Here is a 19,865-nt window from a genome sequence, read left to right as displayed (position 1 = left end):
ATGAAACTATCTATAGTGGAAAACGGCAAAAAACGAGAAAGCAGTGTCGAATTCTCCCGCTTTGCCAAAGAGCTGAAAAAGAACGCTTGGAAAATCGCGCTGGCCGGTATCGTTGCTGGGGTCGTCGCGTATCCATTAATCAGCATGATGTCCTCAAAGTATGTTTCAACGGCGACGGTGCTGATTAAGGCGCAAGCTGATAACGTTTCTCCGTTTCCACAGGTTGATGGTTTCGATTCAACGCGTAGTGGTTACTACGAAACACAATATGCGTTGATGCATTCACGTATTGTGCTGGAGAAAGCCATACGTGATATGAAGCTGGATGAAAACCCGGAGTTTACCGGGGAAAAAGCCGGTGCTCGGGGGGCTGATAGCAATGAAAGTCGGCAACTGAGAATGGAACAAGCGCTGAAAACGCTGGCGAAAAATCTGAATGTCATTGGTATTCGTACGACGAACCTGGCGTCTATTACCTATGAATCAACGTCCCCACAGGTTGCGGCTGACATTGCGAATGGCGTCGCGCAGGCTTTCATCAACTACACGGTGGAGCAGAAGCGTCTGAAAGTGGAGCAAGCTCGTGAACTGAATTTTGAAAAAATGGAAGAGATTCAGAAGTCGATAGCTAAGCAAAAAGACGAGATGGACAACTATCTGAAAAATGCCGGGCTGCTGACCTTCCGTGGAATCGATGGTTTTGAAACCGAGCAGCTAAGTATCGTAACCAATCGCCTGGCCGATGCAACTCAGCGTCGGGTTGCCGCTGAATCCGTCTATAACGAGGTGAACGGGGGAGGTAAGTCCATTGAGAGCGTTATCTCGCTGCCTTCGGTCTCTAATCATGCTCAGATCCAGGATTTGCGCATTGCGTTGATTCAGGCGCAACGAACGTTGTCCGAACAGCGTAAAGTCTACGGGCCAAAAAATCCCGCCATTTTAAAAGCAGAGGCCGATGTTCAGTCGATCCAAAACCAGACTGGACGAGTGTTGGGTGAGCTGAAAGTCGGTTTACGCCAGCAATATCTGGCGGCGCTGGCGGACGAAAAAAACTATCAACAGCAGGTGACTGAGCAGAAAGAGATCTTCCAGAAAATGGCGTCAAAAAGGGATGCCTGGAACAGTCAAAAGCTGTCGTTAGATAAAATGGAAGACCTGTATAAATCGCTTTATCAACGTACTCAAGAGCTGTCGCTGTCCGGTGTGAATGCTGATGCGGTGTTATACGACCCTGCGGTACCCGCGTTAAAACCGGCGAAACCGAATAAATCTTTGCTGTTGCTGATGGTGGTCATGCTGGTGGTGGTGTTCAGCATCATGTATTTCATTGTTAAAGCGGCAATGGATAACTCAATCGGTACCCTCAGTCGCATGAAAAAACGGCTCAATGTTGCTCCGCTGGGTGAAATCCGTCGTTTTAGCGGAACCTCAGGGCGCGCGCAGGTGCGGGACATGATCATGAAGAACCCGCTGAATGCCGATATTGTGCACGGTATCCGTACCCGGATTATGCTGGATAATCGACCTTTACAGACGCTTGCCGTGGCGTCGACGGAGCACGGTGATGGGCGTTCTTTGTTGGCGAATCTGTTAGCTAACTCTTTTAGTTTCGACCAGAAAACACTGCTTATTGATGCGGATTTCTTTAACACTGACGGGCTCTCTTCTGAACTGGCGTCGGTAACATCCGCAGGTTTGGCGGAACTGTTGCGCGGGGAGGTTCAGCTTGAAAAGGCGCGGGTTACGCTCAGTGATCATCTCGATTTTATTCCGCACGGCAAGACAACCATCTCTTCTTTACTGATACTGTCGTCGGGGCACGTTGAGCCCTTAATGCGTGAACTGAAATCGCACTATCAGCGCATTATTATTGATGTCGCTGCTGTGAATCAGAGTCAGGATGTTCAACTGATTAAACGCGCCGTTGATGGGGTGATTTTCATTGTGAAAGCCGGGACGGGGTCCGCCGGGCAAATCGCCAACGCGCTGGATAAGCTGGAAGAAAATAACGGCGTGGTAATTGGCGCGGTACTTAATGCGGTTGAAGAAAAAGATCTTGAGACGCAAGAAGGTCTGCGTTCACTGAACTTCAGTACCGATCAACTGATGACCACGCCAGGCCGCGTATGAGTCTACTGAAGAGCGCTTCCACGATAGCCGGTTCATCAGTCATCTCGCAGCTGATTGGTGCACTGTCTATTTGGTTGATTTCACACAAGTACGATATGGCTGAGGTGGGGCTTTATGCGCTAAACTACAGTATCGCCGTGGTGGGCGCTCAGGTATGTACCTTTGCATCACAGCTGTTAATTCCTAAACAGCAGGATGACGAACTGGTACAGAATGTTGTGTTTTGCCTGATCCAAAGCACGATCATTGCCTTACCTTACGCCGTGCTCACCGCGTGGCTGTTTCACCAGAACATCCTGTTTCTCTATTTGCTGACGTTGGCAACGGCGTGGGTTTTGATCTCGGAAAACCTGTCGCTACGCACGGCTAACTTTCGTTTTCTGATTTTCCAGCGTATTTCTGTTTCAGTGGTGGTATTACTTTCGGTTCTGGTTACGCATTATGTACAGCTGTTTTATTGGTCGTGGGCCTGCGCGACGATGGTGCTGACCATAAGCTGTATTTTGCATTCGTTTGATATTCGTTCGGTGGCAGCCAGACATCTGCGACCCGCCAGTAATTGGCATTTTTTCAAACAGAATATTCATCACATTACCAAAGTGGGCAGTGCGGAAGTGCTGGCGATGGCCAGCAGCAATTTGCCGATTATGCTGATTAACTTTTGGTTCTCGGCGCTGACGGCGGGTTATTTTTCCGTGGTTAGCCGCTTTTGCCTGGCACCGGTGGTGATCATCGGCAACGCGGTACGCAATACTATTTTTTCCAAGTGGTCTATCGACTTCAGAAATAATACCTTTAACTATCAGGAATATACCAAGGTACGTATGCTATTGCTGGTACTAGGGGTTATCTGTACCCTTGGGGTTTTTATTTTCTATCCGATTGTGATGCGCCTCGGTTTTAGCGAAGACTGGATTAACTCCATTGAGACGTCGCGCTACATGTTGCCCTATTTATTCCCTGCGCTGGCGATAAGCCCTCTGACGGTGATAGAACTTATTTTTGGTTCCCATCGCTATTTTCTGCGTATCCAACTGGAACAGCTGGCGATTGTACTATTCGCTTTTGTCGTGACGCCCTATTTTTATAAAGATTATGCAACGTCGGTCATCTTGTTTTCTTCACTGACATTTATTCGCTACGCCTTCATTTATCTGAAAATGAATAAGCGAGCCAATCTCCTGAAAGACAAGCCGGTGATAATATGACACTGAATACCGGATACTATTTACAGGTTTATACTTTTGTCACGCTGATCCTGTGTGGCTTGGTGCAATACTTTACCGGTATGCAGTCAGTGCTGTGGATACCTTTTTTCCTCACCTTATTGATGGTGGGATTATTGGTGATGCAGACGCGTGATGGCTCGCTGCAACTGGATGCGCAGGAGACGATTGTTCTGGCGTTGTATTTCTCGTTCCTGGTACTGGCTGGGACATCGACGTTGATTCAGGGCGGGATCACCGTCGCGATTGTGGCATTTAAAAACGAAATTGCATTGTCGCTGGTGATGATCTGTTTGCTGCTAGGGTTTTGCCGGGAGTCGCAGATTTATCGTGTAACACGCTATCTGTACTGGATTTTTTACGCGCAGATCCCGGTAATGATTTATCAGGTTTTACTGGTCGTTCCTCAGCGCGTTGCGGTGCGCGGCGAAGATGAGAAATGGGACTCCGTGGTTGGCACGTTTGGCGGTGACCCCATGGGGGGCGGGAATACTGCCGCAATGGGGCTGTTTTGCCTGTTAATTATGTTGTTAAAAGTCTCCGAATATAAGCATGGGCTCACCACGTTCAAATCCATGGCGCTGCATATTGTTCTCGGTATCGGGTTATGCATAATTGGTGAAGTGAAGTTTGTCATCCTGCTATCGCCAATATTCCTGGCGTGGGTGTGGCTCTCACCGAGCTACGTCAAAGACGTTAGTAAGGTTAATCTGAAGACGTTATTGGTTATTGTGGCGGGAATGTTGTTGCTCATTAGCCTGTCGATTGTGATCCTCGCGTACTATTATTCTACGGCGTTCGGTGGCGATCCATCGAAAAGCTCGTTAAGTATTTTTATCGACTCCTTAAGCTATATCTTTGATCCAAACTACATTATGTCTACCGGTGAATTAGGGCGCTTTACGACGTTCCTGTTCTGGTTGAAAAATAACGATCTGTGGGGGCTTTCAGGAACGTTATTTGGCTACGGACTCAACGCCACTAACAGTGGTAGTACGGTGTCGCCGGGATTTTTGAATATTATCTACAACTTAATTCTCGACTCGACTTCCCTGAGTATGCTGCTGTGGGAAGTGGGGGCGATTGGTACATTACTCTTTGTTAGCTTATTCATTTATATCCTGAAAGTTTGTCAGCCAAAGCCATTACTGAGACTTGAACAACTGGACCAGCAGGATCTCCAGTTGCTGAGTTTTGCACCGGCGTTTAACGCTTTTGCTATCAGTTGCTTAATTAGCTTACCTTACAGCCAGATACTGATGATTACACCGATGTTACAATTCCTGTTCTATTTATCACTAGGGGCAAGTTTAGTGATTCGTCGAACCGTCCTTCGCTGCGTAGGGTAATTGTATGGACCAAAAACCGTTTATTTCAGTGAGCATTAAAACACTCAATGAATCTGAATGTATTGAGAAGACGATTGACAGCATCCGTAAGCAGCTTATTGACTATCCACATAAAATTATTGTGGCAGATAGTCTCTCAACGGATAACACCCAACAGCTTGCGATCGATAAAGGGGTGACCGTAGTGTCCTTAACTGACCCTGGCGATCGCTGCTGTGGCGTCGGGCACCAGTTAGGTTATCTGTATAGTGAAGGGGAATATCTGTTGTTGATGGACGGCGACATGGAGCTGGAAGAAGGATTTGTGGATCAGGCCGTCGCCTTTTTGCAGGCTGAACCAGAATATGCAGGCGTTGCGGGAACCGTTGAAATGGATGATGCCGTTAACTATGAATTTAAGTCTCGTAAGCAACGCATTAATAAAATATATCCGCTCGGGGATAGTGACCATTTAGGCGGTGGTGGATTATATCGTCGCTCTGCGATTGAGAAAATTGGTTATCTGACTAACCGTAATTTGCACGCGTATGAAGAGGCTGAGCTGGGTCTGCGTTTAATCGAAGCGGGCTATAAACTGCGGCGTCTGGATATTCCTTACTTCAGCCATACGTCACATACGCTACCGACGTTTAAGATGCTGGCGCGACGCTGGACCAGCGGTTATTACCAGGCTCCGGGTGAGCTTTTGCGTTGTAGTTGGGGGAAACCCTGGTTTTCCCAGTCATTCAACATCGTGAAGAATGAGGCGGTATTTGCGCTCTACCTTATTCTCTTATTTGTGGCGCTGCTCACTTTTAATATCGACGTGTTTGCCGTTGCGCTTCTACCATTACTGGCATTTACCTTGTTGAAGATTGTGCAAAACCGCTCGTTAACAGATGGGCTGCAAAGCGTTATTAACTTAATCGTACGCTCAGCGGGGCTGATCAAAGGTATTTTTTATCCCGTACGCGATCCGTTGACTCCACCTAACAGTAAAATCATTCATGAATAACCGGGGCAGGCGCCATGAAAGTATTATTAGTTAACAAGTTTTTTTTCATTAAAGGCGGCGCGGAAACGGTTTATTTTCAAGAGCGCGATATGCTGAAACAGGCCGGAGTGCAGGTTATTGATTTCTCTATGCATCATGATAATAATTTCCCCTCGGACTATGCGGATTATTTCGTCAGCAATGTGGACTACCACAAAGAGAGCAATCTGCTGGGCGGTATCAAAACGGCGGTTAACTTTATTCATAATTCGCAGGCCTGCAAAAAAATGCTGGCGCTATTAGAAAAAGAGCGTCCGGATATTGTCCACTTTCACAACATCTACCATCAGTTAACACCGGCGTTGATTAAAGTTGCGCGTAATTTTGGCTGCAAAACGGTGCTGACTGCGCATGACTATAAGATTGTGTGCCCCTCGTATTCCATGCTGCGTGACGGCAAAGTGTGCGATTCCTGTATTACCGGGACGGTTTTCAATGCCTTCAGGTATCGTTGCCAGGAAGGTTCAGCCTCAAAAAGCTTTCTGCTCTCCCTGGAGGCAACCTGGCAGTACATTGCACAAAACTATCAGGCGCTGGATGTGATTATTTCACCGAGTGTTTTTTTACGAGGTATCCTGCTGCGTACGCTGCCAAATTCGCGCATTGATGTCATCGTCAATGGCGTTGATGACAGTCGTCCCCAGGCCGAAGTGAGCGATGAGGGCTATATGCTGTACTTTGGCCGTCTGAGCCGTGAAAAGGGCGTGGCAACGTTGTTGGCAGCGCATAAAAAAATGCAGAACAGTGCGCCGCTGAAAGTTGTGGGGCACGGTCCGTTGCATGATGAATTAGCCGCCAAATACCCTGATGTTGAATTTTTAGGTTATGTGCAACAAGGAGAAGCCCTCGACAAGCTTATTAAGCATGCGCGAGCGGTGATCCTTCCTTCTGAATGCTATGAAAACTGTTCTATGGCGATATTGGAAGCGATGTCCTTAGGCAAGCCGGTTATTGGGTCGCGCATTGGCGGCATCCCGGAACAAATTCGTGACGGTATCGAAGGGATTTTATTCGAACCAGGCAATGCGCAGGAGTTGGCAAATGCGATGGACGTCCTGGCAGGCTCGCAAGAGAAGGCGCGGAATATGGGCTTACATGGCCGTGCGCGGTTGAGTGAAAAATATGCGCTGAGTAAACATATGGATACCTTACAGGCGCTGTATAAAGAACTGCTGAGCAGGCCATAGAATGAGTAAAAAAATAACGGTTTTTGGAACGCGTGGTATTCCCGATGTATTGGGCGGTGTGGAGACACACTGTCAGAATCTTTATCCTGCCATTAAACAGCAGTTCGATGTGGATATTTGCGTGATTGCTCGCTCACCATATGTAAATTACAAACGTTCGGTCTATAAAAAAGTCGAAACCTACGCGCTGTGGGCCCCCAAAAAGCGCTCGCTGGAAGCTATTGTCCATTCCGTTTTAGCGGCGTTTAGGACACGTATCGACCATTCGGATATTGTGCATGTCCATGCTATCGGCCCTGGCCTTGTGATCCCACTCTTACGCGTGATGGGTAAGAAGGTGGTTTTCACCCACCACGGACCTGATTACGATCGTCAGAAATGGGGTTTCGTTGCAAAAAAAATATTGCTGCTGGGCGAACGTTGGGCGGTGAGATATGCCAACGAGGTGATTGTGATTTCTGAAGTTATTAATCAACTGATCCAGAAAAAACATGGTCGCTATGATGCGCATTTAATTCACAATGGCGTAAACGAGCCGCGGTTGTTATCAGAGCTCACCATCGACAATACGCTCTCCCGCTTTGGGCTGCAGCCGAAAAATTATCTCGTTGTGGTTGGACGGTTTGTGGAAGAAAAAGGGATGCATGATGCCATTGCCGCCTATCAACACAGCGGTTTGACCATGCCGTTAGTGTTAATTGGTGATGCGGATCATCCAACCGAATACAGCATTCGCCTCAAAAAGCTTGCCGCCGACACGCCAGGCGTAGTGATGACCGGTTTCTTACGTGGTGATGAGCTGCAGGCGGTGTTTTCGCAGGCCAGGCTATTTGTGATGCCTTCATACCATGAAGGATTGCCCATTGCGCTGCTGGAGGCAATGTCATTTTCTCTTCCGGCCGTCGTCAGTGATATTCCTGCTAACCTTGAAGTTCAACTGCCTGCCGAGACCTATTTTAAGGTGGGAGATGTAACCGGTCTGGCCGAAAAATTAGGCCAAGGGGTAACAGCAAATAGCGTGGACTATCGTGTATATTTGCAAAACTACAATTGGCATGAAATCGCCAAAAAGACGGTTAACGTCTATCACTCAATTGATAAAGATATAGGTTAATTTTGACCAGTCCTCAAAATCGTCCCCCCGTTATCGAACGATTTTATACTCATCTTGATGAGACGATTGCGCAGGGGTTGACCCCTGAACAAAAAGAAGGGGTGGAAAATGCGATCCTGGCCTCGACGCTGGCTTCGCGGCATCAGATCGATATTCGCAGAAGCTTTCCCTTTTTCAGTAAGCGTTATTATCTGGTTTTTTTGTTTGGCAGAGATTTACGCCGCCAGCATCGCCAGGAATCAACCCTGTCGAGAATGCTGCTCACATTTTTGCTGCTGATTGCCGTGCTATTCGTCACCTGCTGCATATTGCTGACGCTGTATATGATCAAATCCGCGTTAGGTATTGATGTGTTCCAAAATTTTCACGTAGGTATCTGGGACTGGTGGTTAAGCCTTAAAGACCGCTAGCGTTTACAAATTGGTGGAGGATGTCATTGCGATGAAGCGTAAATGGGTTTGTGCGTTGTTGTGCATGTTTTTCCCGCTGACGGTCATGGCCGCATTGACGACCGTTACCCCCAAAGCATTGACGGGCCCGCTAACCAATCCGGGGATTGGCGTGGCAAGTTTTCATCAGGGATACGGTGAAACGCTGGGGTTGGCGGACTATCCCAATACCGGATTTGAATACGAGCGTTTTTACTGGCGGGACTTGGAGCCAGTCGAAGGCCAGTATAATTTTGCGTTGGTGGATGATGCCTTCAAATACGCGGCGGCACATCGTCCAGCGATGAATGTCGGGCTACGATTTATGGTACTGGCAGAGCCGGAAAGCGGCTCGCAAATTCCTGACTGGCTGATTAAAAAAGGCGTGAAAGGTACCTGGACGCCGGATAAAAAGACATTTGCCCCGGATTTAGACGATCCTCTGTTTATTCAATACAGCCAGCGTCTGTTGAACGCATTTGGTAAGCGCTACGATGGTAATGAGAATCTCGCGTTTGTTGATATTGGCATGGTGGGATCATGGGGAGAATGGCATAACAGCAACTTCCCGAACCTGAAGCCATTACTGGAGCGATACACCACGGCGCAACTGGATCGCTACGTCGCGATGCACTTTTCTGCTTTTCCGGTGACGCCAAAAACCATGCTGATAAGCGGCGGACAAAGTCTGGCGAATGCGGTGGAGCGTGGGGCAGGATGGCGTGCGGACTGTTGGGGGGACCTGCGCGTATTTTCGGACTCCTGGAACCATATGACTGATGATTACCCGCAGCGATTGCTGGCTGCGCAGCAGAGTTATTCAGGGTTCAACGACGCCTGGAAACGTGCGCCGGTCAGTCTGGAAATCTGTTCATATATGCAAGACTGGAAGAATACTTTTCATTATACGCGTGCCGAAGTGCAGGGTATTTTTGACTGGGCGGTCAAACAGCACGCCAGTACCATTAACCTGAAATCGAGAGCGATACCCAGCGACTATCGACCGATTGTCGACGATGCGCTGACCAAATTAGGCTATCGATTTCGCCTGGCGTCCATGAGCCATGAGTCTGTGTGGGACAGCGGACAAACGCTGACATTGGACAGTACCTGGTACAATGAGGGTATCGCTCCGATTTATCTGCCTTATATGCTGGCATTCCGTGTTGTGGATAATGCTAATAAGGTGGTGGCACAGGGGAATTCCGCGGAGGATATTCGCCGCTGGCTCCCCGGTAAGTATCAGGTCAGTTATGCGTTATCTATGCCAGGTCGACTGGCAAAAGGGCAGTACGCGATTGAGGTTGCGATGTTGGATAAGTCGGGTGCGGCGAGAATTAACTTTGCCAACGAAGGGAAGCAGAACAGCGGCTGGTACCGGGTATCAACAATAACAGTACAATAGTCAGACACAGCAGCGAGCCTGATGGTCAGGCTCGCTGCTGTGAACATTAAATTTGATACCCATTCGGGTTGTTTTTTTGCCAGTTCCAGGTGTCACGCATCATTTCATCAAGACTGTAGATGGCCTTCCAACCTAACTCCTTATATGCCAGCGATGGGTCAGACCAACATTCGGCAATGTCTCCAGGTCTTCTGGCGACAACCTTATAATTAATTTTAGTCTGCGCTGCTTTTTCAAATGCTTCAATCAACTTAATCACGGAATAACCGACACCGGTACCGAGATTAATCACCTTGTAAGCCGCGCCTTTGTTCAGGCAATCCAGCGCGGCTAAATGACCGGTCGCCAGATCCATGACGTGAATATAATCACGCACGCCGGTACCGTCGGGAGTGGGATAATCATTACCGTACACCGACACGGTTTTAAGCTTACCAATCGCGACCTGGGAGATGTATGGCACCAGGTTGTTTGGGATACCGTTAGGATCTTCACCAATGCGACCCGATGGATGGGCGCCGACCGGGTTGAAATAGCGCAGGCAGGTAATGCGGAAATCGGGTTGTGCACGAGAGAAGTCAGCCAGAATTTGTTCGACCATCAACTTAGACGTGCCGTACGGATTGGTGGTGCCGCCCGTACGCGATTGCTCGCTAAGCGGTACGCTTTCCGGATTACCATATACCGTGGCGGATGAGCTAAAAATGAAACGATTAACGCCTGCGGCCAGCATTTCATCCAGTAAAACCAGCGTTCCGGTGACGTTGTTTTCATAGTAGGCGAGGGGCTCTTTTATCGACTCGGAAACCGATTTGAGCCCCGCAAAATGAATGACATCGGTGATGTTATGGTTGGCGAAAATGTTTTTCAATGCCGGCCTGTCGAGAACATCGGCGATATAGACAATAGGCTCTCTTCCAGTGAGTTCCGCGACCCTGTCCAGCGAGATTTGACTGGCGTTCGCCAGATTATCGATGACAACGACATCATCGCCTCTTTCCAGTAGCGTTAAAACAGTATGTGAACCAATATAACCTGCACCACCAGTGACCAGAATTGCCATACAGACTCCAGATAAACGGGGATTGAGTCACGCCAGTACCATAGAGAACGCGTTATTGGTGACGTTTGGTAAGGTTATAGTTGCGATACCTCACCATGCATTTATAAGATATTTTTTTAAGTATAGATAAAAAGCTGAATTGGTTTATTTTTGTATCATAAACAATATAGTTATTTGAGAAGTTCAGCGTGTGGACGCCGTCACTGTGGTTGATCGACGAATTGATTTGTTCGATTAGGTTCTCATCAAAATTAGCGTCGTTCAGTGTCACTAATTCTTTGATATAGATTGATTTTCCATAAGTTTCAGGTGTGCACTCCTGAGTAAGGAAGTACATTTTATTTTCGACCTGATAGGAGGCTCCTGCGCCTCGATGATGAGGATTGCTCACCTTCAATGAGGGGGTAATCCGCTGCCATTGTCCATAAATATGATCTGCCGAATGAATAATTATTTCATTATCCATCGTGGTGGACAAAAGATAACAGGCTTCATTAATTGATATAAATACGTTGTCGGTTAATTCGATATCAGAGATTAAAACTTTAACTTGCTTCCAGCGTGCAGGGAACTCTATTGACTGAAACAGTATTACCTCTTTTCTTTCTGAAGACTCGGGGATCATGAAGAGTTGATCGTTGATATGAATCAGATAAGGGAATGACAAATGACACTTTAAGTCGTCAAAGCCCTCAAGCTTAATATCATCAAGTTCAACCAGTTCACGGTCAAGAACGCGACATCGTAGCGTGCCTTGTGAGTTGCGAAAGCTAAGAGCTTCATAGAAAACATACAGTTTATCGTCTTTTTCAACCAGAAAAGGGTCAGCCTGAAATGTATATTTCTTTTTTAACTGCTGTGCAGTGGATTTGCTTAATATCTCCAGGGTGTTATCAGGGAATAAGTGTGTGCCATTATCCTTAATAAGCATGATATCCCACGACTCATGATAAAATAACATATTCATTATTCTTTTTATTTTTGCTTGCATTCGTACCGGCTCCTTTTATCGCCTGCACCATGTATGAACAGCTGTTTGCGACTCAGGAAATGAGACCTGTCGCAAAATTTTATAAAATGTGCGAAAACCGATGTGGGAACACCAGTGGCCACTTTAAAGCTAGTCGCAAGTCCGTTTTTTGTCCACTAACAGAAATAGGGGGAGGAGATGTCCAGAGCATCCTTGCTCCAGTGGAGGAATTACTCGAAATGCACTTGCGGGTTTTCTGCAAGGGAAACGTAGGTTTTGCTGTTTTTATCCAGGGTACGGATTTCACCGCTTTCGATGTCATACACCCAACCGTGCAGACGAAGCGCATTATTGCGCAGCCCAACCGCGACACAAGGATGCGTTTTAATGTTGTTGAGCTGCGCGATAACGTTTTCTTCTACCATGGCGTTAACTTTGTCGATTGGGTTATCCCAGGTTTTTTTCTCGACCACGGCTTTCGCGGCATCGGCATAGTGCAGCCAGTGAGCGACAGCGGGCATCGGATCCAGAGGCTGGCTATCGGCGATGGCTTTCATCGCGCCGCAGTTGGAGTGTCCGCAGATGACGATATCCGTCACTCCAAGTGCCACAACCGCGTATTCGATGGTTGCGGATACGCCACCCGGTTCCGGGCCGAAAGAGGGGACGATATTACCGGCGTTGCGGATAACGAAAAGCTGTCCGGGATCTTGCTGAGTAACGAGTTCTGGCACCAGGCGGCTATCGGAACAGGAGATGAAAAGCGCTTTAGGATTTTGGCTGGATGCCAGGCTGCGAAAGAGTTCCTTGCGTTGAGGGAAAATCTCTTTTTGGAAGTTGAGGAAGCCCTCAATGATATGTTGCATAGCAGTGTCTCTTTTCTCTGTTTAAGCAGGTTATGATGAAGATCACACTTTCCAGTTTAACACCAGCCGACAGAAGAGAAAGACTTTATAGCAGTTCTGCAACATCTTTGGCTAACTTTTCTCCACCGCGGCGAGGCGAATAGCGTGATGTGTGCTACGTGCTTTCCCTTTTTTGCCAATAAATCGGAGTTGTAGCGATAGCCAGCATTCACGCGATACCGTACATTTTTATATGTATCCACATTTTAAGGAATCATCATGTCCAGACTTCGTGCTTTAGCAACAGCTTTAGTCGCCGTTGCCGCGATGACGATGTGCGCCACCCCAGTATTGGCCAACCCCGGTAATGGCAACGGCAATGGTAATAGTGGCAACCATGGAAATAGTGGCAACCATGGAAATAGTAGCAATCATGGTAATAGCGGGAATAAGGGCAATAGCCAGAAAGGCAATTCGCAGGCAGAACAACGTAAAAATTATGGTAAGCCGGACCATGTTGATAGTGACATCAGCTATAACGTGGCCAGACAGTATGCCGTCAGATATGGTTTGACGGGCTATAAGTCACTGCCTCCGGGTATCGCCAAAAATCTGGCGCGAGGAAAGCCGCTTCCTCCGGGGATCGCTAAGAAAAGTGTTCCATCCTCTATGCTGAACCAATTGCCGTATTATCCAGGTTATGAATGGCAGGTTGTGGGCGACAATCTGGTGTTGATTGCACTGAGTACGGCGATTGTCACCGCGGTAATTAATGGTGTGTTTGATTAAGTATTTTCGGGCTTAATTTGCTCTGTTATACCGATGAGAAGCCCGCGTTGTGCGGGCTTCTCAGTTAATAAGGAAAGCTTATAGGCCGTACAGTTTTATTTTTCTATAGAGCGTGGCAATGCTGATCCCCAGTTCTGTCGCGGCTTGCTTTTTCCCCTCAACGCTTGAGCCGAATCGCAGGATGACGTTTTCGATAGCCTCCCTTTCCGCTTGTTTTCCTTTGCTGGCAAGCTGTCGGGGTTGCGCGGTCATCGTCGTTTTTCTACCGTCAGCGGCGGTAAGCAGGTAAGGGGGAAGATGGCTGGCGTTGATCCCAGCGGCTTCTCCGCGCATCACAAAAATGTATTCGATCACGTTGCGTAATTCACGAATGTTACCCGGCCAGTGCCAGGCATAAAGGCGATTAATAACGTCATCAGGCAGTTTTTGCGGTGGTCGCTGGTAACTGACCGAAAACTCATCGGCAAAATACTGTGCGAGGACCGCAATATCAGCCCGGCGTTCACGCAGGGAAGGAAGTACCAGAGGGACCACGTTCAGGCGATAGAAAAGATCTTCACGAAACTGATTATTTTCCACCATCGCGTTAATGTTTTTGTTAGTTGCGGCAATAATGCGCACATCAATATTGATGGTGTTATTAGAGCCAACGCGGGTGATCGCCTTTTCCTGCAATACCCTGAGCAGCTTGGCCTGCAGGTGCAGTGGCATATCGCCAATCTCATCCAGAAACAGGCTGCCGCCGTTGGCCAGTTCAAATTTCCCCATTCGCCCTTTGGGATCGGCCCCGCTGAATGCGCCGCGAACATAACCAAACAGTTCGCTTTCCAGCAGTTGTTCTGGGATAGCTGCGCAGTTGATTGTTACGAAAGGCGCGGCTTTACGTGGACTGCTCTGGTGAATGGCAAATGCCACGACCTCTTTCCCCGAGCCACTTTCCCCGGTGATGAGCACGCTGGCGTAACTGTTGGCGATTTTACCTATGGTACTTCTGAGCTGTTCCATTGAGGGAGAGTGACCAATTAGTCGTACCTGTATGTCGGACTCATAAGGGGATGGAGTAAGGTTACTCAGGTAGTCGTGTGCATCACGAAAGATAACCATGGTTAAGCGATCGTTATCCTGCGAGGAGAGCGAAATTTGTTTGCACAGTACATGATGTTTCTGACCTTCAAGCGTCAGCCACGCTTCTTCATCGCCATACAGGCTGTCCCCGGTTGTTTCAATGGTCAGAGGTAATCCCTGAACCTCACGGTTGAGGATGCGATCGGCTGAATGATTGGCATGCCAGATAAGACCCTTGCCATCAATCGCTACCACGCCGCGGTCCATGGCATCGATCAGACGCCGAAATGCGCCAAGCGTTTCCTGTGCGCGTAAGCGTTCCAGGCATTCAAAGACCTTACTGGAGATCATTACGGCGATTTGCTCAATAAAGGTGACAAATTTATCAATCTGGCTCAGTAACGTGTCACGCTGTGCCTGGGTTGAGCAAATAATCCCGATCACGCCAATCACGCGATTATTAAGAAAAATAGGTGCGTTCAAATCCAGCATTTCAGAACAGTAGTGGTGTTTTTCACATAACTGACACAGCGGATGTTCGCCGGGGTTTTTGATCAGTACCGTTTCTCGCACCTGCAATACGTGACGATAAATGTAGCCATTTTTGGCCACGTTCTCATTGAGCATATGCCGGTATTTCCCGGTACCCGCGATGCGCATTAAAGATTCATCAATGATTTCAACGTCCGTGCCCGTTATGCCAGAAATAGCGTCGGCGTAATTGCATATATCATCCTGAATATTGCTGAGTACTGAAATCATGGTACTTCTCCGACGGTGTGTCACATTTCTCAAGGAAAATGATAAATAGGCGAAACAATGCAAAAATGATTTGCGAAAAATCAATCTACCACGCTGTTTTTGAATGTTTTTCTTATTTTATCTTCCGCGATCACACTATTTATCAATGATGAGAATTTATCAAAACGAGGCGATAAACTGAGGCATTGATATTTTCGGTTGTCAATTTAAAATTTCATTTAATTTATTGAAATTAAAGCCTTTATTAAAATATTTATAAGAATTTACTCAATTCATAAAAAGCTGGTAAGTATTTTGCTCTATTGCCAATACCGATAACGGAAATATCTCTGTATTGCACCGATTACAGGGAATGAAATACCAGGACAATGAGGTTTTATGATGCAGGAAAACTTATCATTTTTTATCAACCAGACACCGTTTACCGAACATCCGAACGCGCCGCTGGCACCGTTTAGCCGCCAGGAACTGGTAAAAGCGTTGAATTTTCATCGGTCTATTCCGGGCTACGCGCCGACGCCGCTGTATACGCTACCGGCGCTTGCACAAAAACTGGGCGTAAAAAATATCTACCTCAAAGATGAATCTCAGCGTTTTGGCCTGAAAGCCTTCAAAGCGCTGGGTGGCTCCTATGCGATGGCGTGCCATATCGCTGAATTGGTTGGTAAGGATATCAGTGAACTGCCGTTTGACGTGATGACCAGCGAAGAGGTTCGTCACGATCTGCAAACCGTCACGTTTGCTACCACCACTGATGGCAACCACGGTCGCGGCGTGGCATGGATGGCGCGCCAACTGAAGCAAAACGCCGTGGTTTATATGCCAAAGGGCTCTTCGCAGCAACGTCTGACCTCTATCCGTAACGAAGGCGCTACCGCTGAGATCGTCGATATGAACTATGACGATGCGGTTCGTATGACCGCGGAGCAGGCCGAAAAGTATGGCTGGATTGTCGTGCAGGATACCGCCTGGGAAGGATACGAAAAGATCCCGCAGTGGATTATGCAGGGCTACGGCACGCTGATGCTGGAGGCGATAGATCAGCTGCATCAGGTTGCGCCGACTCACATTTTTGTGCAGGCAGGCGTCGGCTCGTTTGCCGGCATGGTTCAGGGAATGGTGACGGCAGCCTGGGGTGAGAATCGCCCGAAAGTGATCGTCGCCGAAGCGTTAATTGCCGATTGCCTCTACCGCTCAGCCCGTTCGAAAGAGGGGGATGCCATTGCGGTGGGCGGTGATTTACAAACCGTGATGGCCGGTCTCGCCTGCGGTGAGGCGAACAGTATCGGCTGGAAACTGCTGCGCGACTATGCCAACGCATTTGCTTCCTGCCCGGATGAAGTTGCAGCGTTAGGCATGCGCATGTTGGGCAACCCGCTGGCAGGCGATCCACAGATTATTTCGGGTGAGTCAGGTGCGGTTACTACCGGTCTGCTGGCGCTGTTGATGACCTCACCTGAACTGGCGCAAACGCGTGAGCAACTGGGGCTGGATGCGCACTCTCGCGTGCTGTTAGTCAGCACCGAAGGGGATACCGACCCGCAACAATATCTGGATATTGTCTGGGGCGGACAGTACCCGGGCATCAACAAATAATTCCCTGATTAAGAGATATAACGGAGAAACCCATGTTATCTGCAAACCGCATTGAAGAAGTCATTAAAAACTGTCAGGCGCTGATCCAACAAAAAAGTTATTCCGGTCAGGAAGGTGAAGTGGTTAATGCCATAAAAACAATGATGCAGCATTACCAATTCGATGACATCCACGTTGATAAGTACGGCAACATTGTTGGCGGTATTGTCGGCAACCAGCCAGGGAAAACGTTGGTTCTCGATGGACATATCGATACCGTGCCGGTGAACGAAGAGAAGTGGTCCCGCAACCCATACGGCGGCGATATTGAAGATGGCAAAATTTATGGTCGCGGCACAACTGACATGAAAGGTGCCGTGGCGGCGATGATCTCCGCCGTGGGCTTTTTCGGTCAGGACAATCAGCGAAATTTTGCCGGGAAAATCTACGTTGCGTGCATCGTGCATGAAGAGTGTTTTGAAGGTATTGCCGCTCGCCTGGTCAGCGAGCGCTATAAGCCAGACTACGTGATCATCGGTGAAGCTTCCGAGTTAAACCTGAAAATTGGTCAGCGTGGCCGCGCTGAAATTGTGGTCGAAACCTTTGGTAAACCCGCGCACTCCGCTAACCCGCAGGCGGGGATTAACGCGGTGTACAAAATGGCGCAATTGATCGACAAAATTCGCACGATTACGCCGCCAACGCATCCGGTTCTGGGGCCAGGCATTCTGGAACTGACCGACATTAAATCTTCGCCGTACCCGGGGGCCTCGGTGGTACCGGATTACTGTCGCGCAACCTACGATCGCCGTTTGCTGGTGGGTGAAACCAAAGAAAGCGTGATTGCTCCGCTGGAAAATGCGCTTGCGGAACTTATTGCTCAGGATCCGCAGTTTAAGGCCCGAGTGTCCTACGCGGTGGGTCAGGAGTCTTGCTATACCGGCGCCACGATTGAGGGAGAGCGGTTCTTCCCAGGCTGGGTGTACGACGAGTCCGACGAATTCGTGCAGGCAGCGTTGGCGGGCGTTCGTGAGGCTGGCTTTAATCCAACCATTACGCAGTACTCATTTTGTACCAACGGTAGCCACTATGCGGGCGAAGCGGGAATCAAAACCATCGGCTTCGGTCCTTCACGAGAAAACCTGGCACACACCATTGATGAGTATATCGAGATCGAGCAATTAACCGGCTCGGCCAGCGGCTATTACAGCATTATCCAGACACTCTATCGCCAATAAAAATAAAGATAACCACCTCTTACCTTACAGGCGGTGTAGCTCAGCAGCACCGCCATGGAGAATAACGATGAAAACCATTTTCAAAAACGGAAATGTAATTGATGGGACGGGCAGTGAAGGCAGAATTGCCGATGTGATGGTTGATGAAGGACGTATTGTCGCAATCGGCCAAATTGAGGTTGGCGTTAATGAGCAGGTTATTGATGCAACAGGAAAAATAATTTGTCCTGGCTTTATTGATACCCATACGCACTCTGACCTGTCAGCCATTATTAACCCCGCTCTGTCGGCAAAAATTCGTCAGGGTATCACCACCGAACTGTTGGGCCAGGATGGCGTCGCCTTAGCGCCGCTACCGGAAGAATATATTCCAGCCTGGCGTAAAAATATCGCCGGACTGGACGGTGACACCGATAAAATTGACTGGAAATATAAAAATACAGACGGTTATCTCAATCTGTTGGCATCGCGTCATCCGGCGACAAACCTCGCGTATTTAGTTCCTCATGGCAACGTGCGCATGGAAGCGATGGGCCTGGATGGGCGTCCTTCGACCCGCGAAGACGTGGCGAAGATGTGTGAGGTCCTTGAGCGGGAGTTAAAAGCTGGGGCATTTGGACTTTCCACTGGTCTTATCTATATGCCTTGCGCCTTTGGTGATACTGCCGAAATGATTGAACTGTGTAAGGTCACGGCGAAATATGACGGGATTTTTGTGGTGCATCAGCGCAGTGAAGCTGACGATATTATCAACTCAACCCAGGAACTGATTGATATCGCCACAGCCACCGGCGTCTGGCTGCATATTTCGCATATGAAAGTTTGCGGCAAGAAAAACTGGGGGCTGATCGACCAAATGCTGGGCATGCTGGAACAGGCGCAGGAAAAGGGGATTCGTATCTCTTTCGACCAGTATCCGTATGTGGCGGGCAGCACGATGCTCGGCGTGATCCTGCCGCCCTGGGTTCACTCCGGTGGTACGGACAAATTACTTGAGCGTCTCGCCTCGCCCGAACTGCGCGCCAAAATGATTGACGATATTCAGCAGGGCATTCCTGGCTGGGATAACTTTATCGATTTTGCCGGTTTGGACCAGATTTTTGTCACCAGCGTGAAAACGGCAAAAAATCAGGATGCTGTCGGTTTGAACCTCGTCCAGTTGGGCGAGCTGCGTGGAAAAGATCCGTACAACGCCACCTTCGATCTGCTCTTTGAAGAGGAAAACGCCGTGGGGATGGTCGACTTCTACGGTACCGAAGAGCACGTGATTAAGTTTCTCTGTCGACCTGAACAAAACGTCTGTACCGATGGCTTGATGGGGGCTGGCAAACCGCACCCGCGCGTGTTTGGCGCATTCCCTCGCGTGCTCGGTAAATATGTTCGTGAAGAGGGATGTCTGAGCTGGGAAGCGGCAATCCGCAAGATGACGGGGAAACCTGCTGAAGTATTGGGTTTGCAGGATCGCGGACTGCTGAAGGTCGGTTATGCAGCGGATATCGTGATGTTCGATCCGAACACAATTGCGGATAAAGGCACTTTTGTTGAACCCAATCAGTACCCGGAAGGGATTGAAATTGTCATGGTTAATGGGCGCATTGCCTTAATCAATGGCACGGAAAGTTATGCCTGTAGCGGTACGGTTATTAGAAAACAATATTAATAAATAACGCTAAACACGCATGGATC

General features: G+C 48.5%; 16 protein-coding genes. 12 read left to right on the top strand and 4 right to left on the bottom strand.

Annotated elements, in window-relative coordinates; all coding sequences use genetic code 11:
• Genes WC1_RS06545 through WC1_RS06580 form a run of 8 tightly spaced genes read left to right on the top strand, consistent with a single transcriptional unit; the run spans position 1 to position 9,872 of the window.
• Entirely contained in the window at positions 1–2,130 is a 2,130-nt protein-coding gene (locus WC1_RS06545) for a GumC family protein (protein WP_016150851.1), read from the top strand.
• Positions 2,127–3,338 carry a lipopolysaccharide biosynthesis protein gene (locus WC1_RS06550; protein WP_016150850.1) on the top strand — a complete coding sequence of 404 codons (1,212 nt, stop codon included), beginning with the start codon at positions 2,127–2,129 and terminating at the stop codon, positions 3,336–3,338. Before WC1_RS06545 ends, WC1_RS06550 begins: the two co-directional genes overlap by 4 nt.
• Positions 3,335–4,705 (top strand): hypothetical protein, encoded by a 1,371-nt coding sequence (locus WC1_RS06555; protein WP_016150849.1) that lies wholly within the window; start codon positions 3,335–3,337, stop codon positions 4,703–4,705. Before WC1_RS06550 ends, WC1_RS06555 begins: the two co-directional genes overlap by 4 nt.
• Positions 4,706–4,709: 4 nt before the next feature.
• On the top strand, positions 4,710–5,699 hold the full coding sequence (locus tag WC1_RS06560) for a glycosyltransferase family 2 protein (RefSeq protein WP_016150848.1): 990 nt from the start codon (positions 4,710–4,712) through the stop codon (positions 5,697–5,699).
• 14 nt (positions 5,700–5,713) lie between these two features.
• Positions 5,714–6,925, top strand: a complete 1,212-nt coding sequence (locus WC1_RS06565; RefSeq protein ID WP_016150847.1) for a glycosyltransferase family 4 protein — start codon at positions 5,714–5,716, stop codon at positions 6,923–6,925.
• Position 6,926: 1 nt separating this feature from the next.
• Positions 6,927–8,039: a glycosyltransferase family 4 protein gene (locus WC1_RS06570; protein ID WP_003037168.1), complete on the top strand. Its 1,113-nt coding sequence runs from the start codon at positions 6,927–6,929 to the stop codon at positions 8,037–8,039.
• Positions 8,040–8,041: 2 nt separating this feature from the next.
• Complete coding sequence (locus WC1_RS06575; protein WP_016150846.1) at positions 8,042–8,449, top strand: hypothetical protein; 408 nt, start codon at positions 8,042–8,044, stop codon at positions 8,447–8,449.
• Between the two features lie 31 nt (positions 8,450–8,480).
• Positions 8,481–9,872 carry a DUF4832 domain-containing protein gene (locus tag WC1_RS06580; RefSeq protein WP_016150845.1) on the top strand — a complete coding sequence of 464 codons (1,392 nt, stop codon included), beginning with the start codon at positions 8,481–8,483 and terminating at the stop codon, positions 9,870–9,872.
• 46 nt (positions 9,873–9,918) lie between these two features.
• Here WC1_RS06580 and galE read toward each other — a convergent pair whose 3' ends face one another.
• The 3 genes from galE to WC1_RS06595 form a co-directional block, all read right to left on the bottom strand.
• Complete coding sequence (galE, locus tag WC1_RS06585; protein WP_016150844.1) at positions 9,919–10,935, bottom strand: UDP-glucose 4-epimerase GalE; 1,017 nt, start codon at positions 10,933–10,935, stop codon at positions 9,919–9,921.
• Positions 10,936–10,987: 52 nt separating this feature from the next.
• Positions 10,988–11,926 carry a glucosamine inositolphosphorylceramide transferase family protein gene (locus tag WC1_RS06590; protein WP_016150843.1) on the bottom strand — a complete coding sequence of 313 codons (939 nt, stop codon included), beginning with the start codon at positions 11,924–11,926 and terminating at the stop codon, positions 10,988–10,990.
• Positions 11,927–12,135: 209 nt separating this feature from the next.
• Positions 12,136–12,771 (bottom strand): carbonic anhydrase, encoded by a 636-nt coding sequence (locus WC1_RS06595; RefSeq protein WP_003839748.1) that lies wholly within the window; start codon positions 12,769–12,771, stop codon positions 12,136–12,138.
• A 258-nt stretch (positions 12,772–13,029) separates the two neighbouring features.
• Between WC1_RS06595 and WC1_RS06600 the strand changes: the two genes are divergently transcribed.
• A complete protein-coding gene (locus WC1_RS06600; protein ID WP_003839750.1) occupies positions 13,030–13,539 on the top strand; it encodes an anti-virulence regulator CigR family protein in 510 nt (169 codons plus the stop codon).
• A 78-nt stretch (positions 13,540–13,617) separates the two neighbouring features.
• Here the strand turns inward: WC1_RS06600 and WC1_RS06605 are convergent, their stop codons facing one another.
• Positions 13,618–15,366 (bottom strand): sigma-54 interaction domain-containing protein, encoded by a 1,749-nt coding sequence (locus WC1_RS06605; protein ID WP_016150842.1) that lies wholly within the window; start codon positions 15,364–15,366, stop codon positions 13,618–13,620.
• A 381-nt stretch (positions 15,367–15,747) separates the two neighbouring features.
• Here WC1_RS06605 and dpaL point away from each other — a divergent pair, with 381 nt between their 5' ends.
• From dpaL to WC1_RS06620, 3 genes are all read left to right on the top strand, one after another.
• The gene (dpaL, locus tag WC1_RS06610; protein ID WP_008321489.1) at positions 15,748–16,962 is read left to right on the top strand and encodes a diaminopropionate ammonia-lyase; all 1,215 of its coding nucleotides are present in this window, start codon (positions 15,748–15,750) and stop codon (positions 16,960–16,962) included.
• A gap of 32 nt (positions 16,963–16,994) precedes the next feature.
• Positions 16,995–18,179, top strand: a complete 1,185-nt coding sequence (locus WC1_RS06615) for a YgeY family selenium metabolism-linked hydrolase (protein WP_003839756.1) — start codon at positions 16,995–16,997, stop codon at positions 18,177–18,179.
• 67 nt (positions 18,180–18,246) lie between these two features.
• Entirely contained in the window at positions 18,247–19,839 is a 1,593-nt protein-coding gene (locus WC1_RS06620; protein WP_008321492.1) for an N-acyl-D-amino-acid deacylase family protein, read from the top strand.
• Positions 19,840–19,865 lie beyond the last annotated feature (26 nt).

Source organism: Citrobacter sp. KTE30, assembly GCF_000398825.1.
Lineage (GTDB): Bacteria > Pseudomonadota > Gammaproteobacteria > Enterobacterales > Enterobacteriaceae > Citrobacter > Citrobacter freundii.
This window is presented reverse-complemented; position numbering and strand designations above follow the sequence as displayed.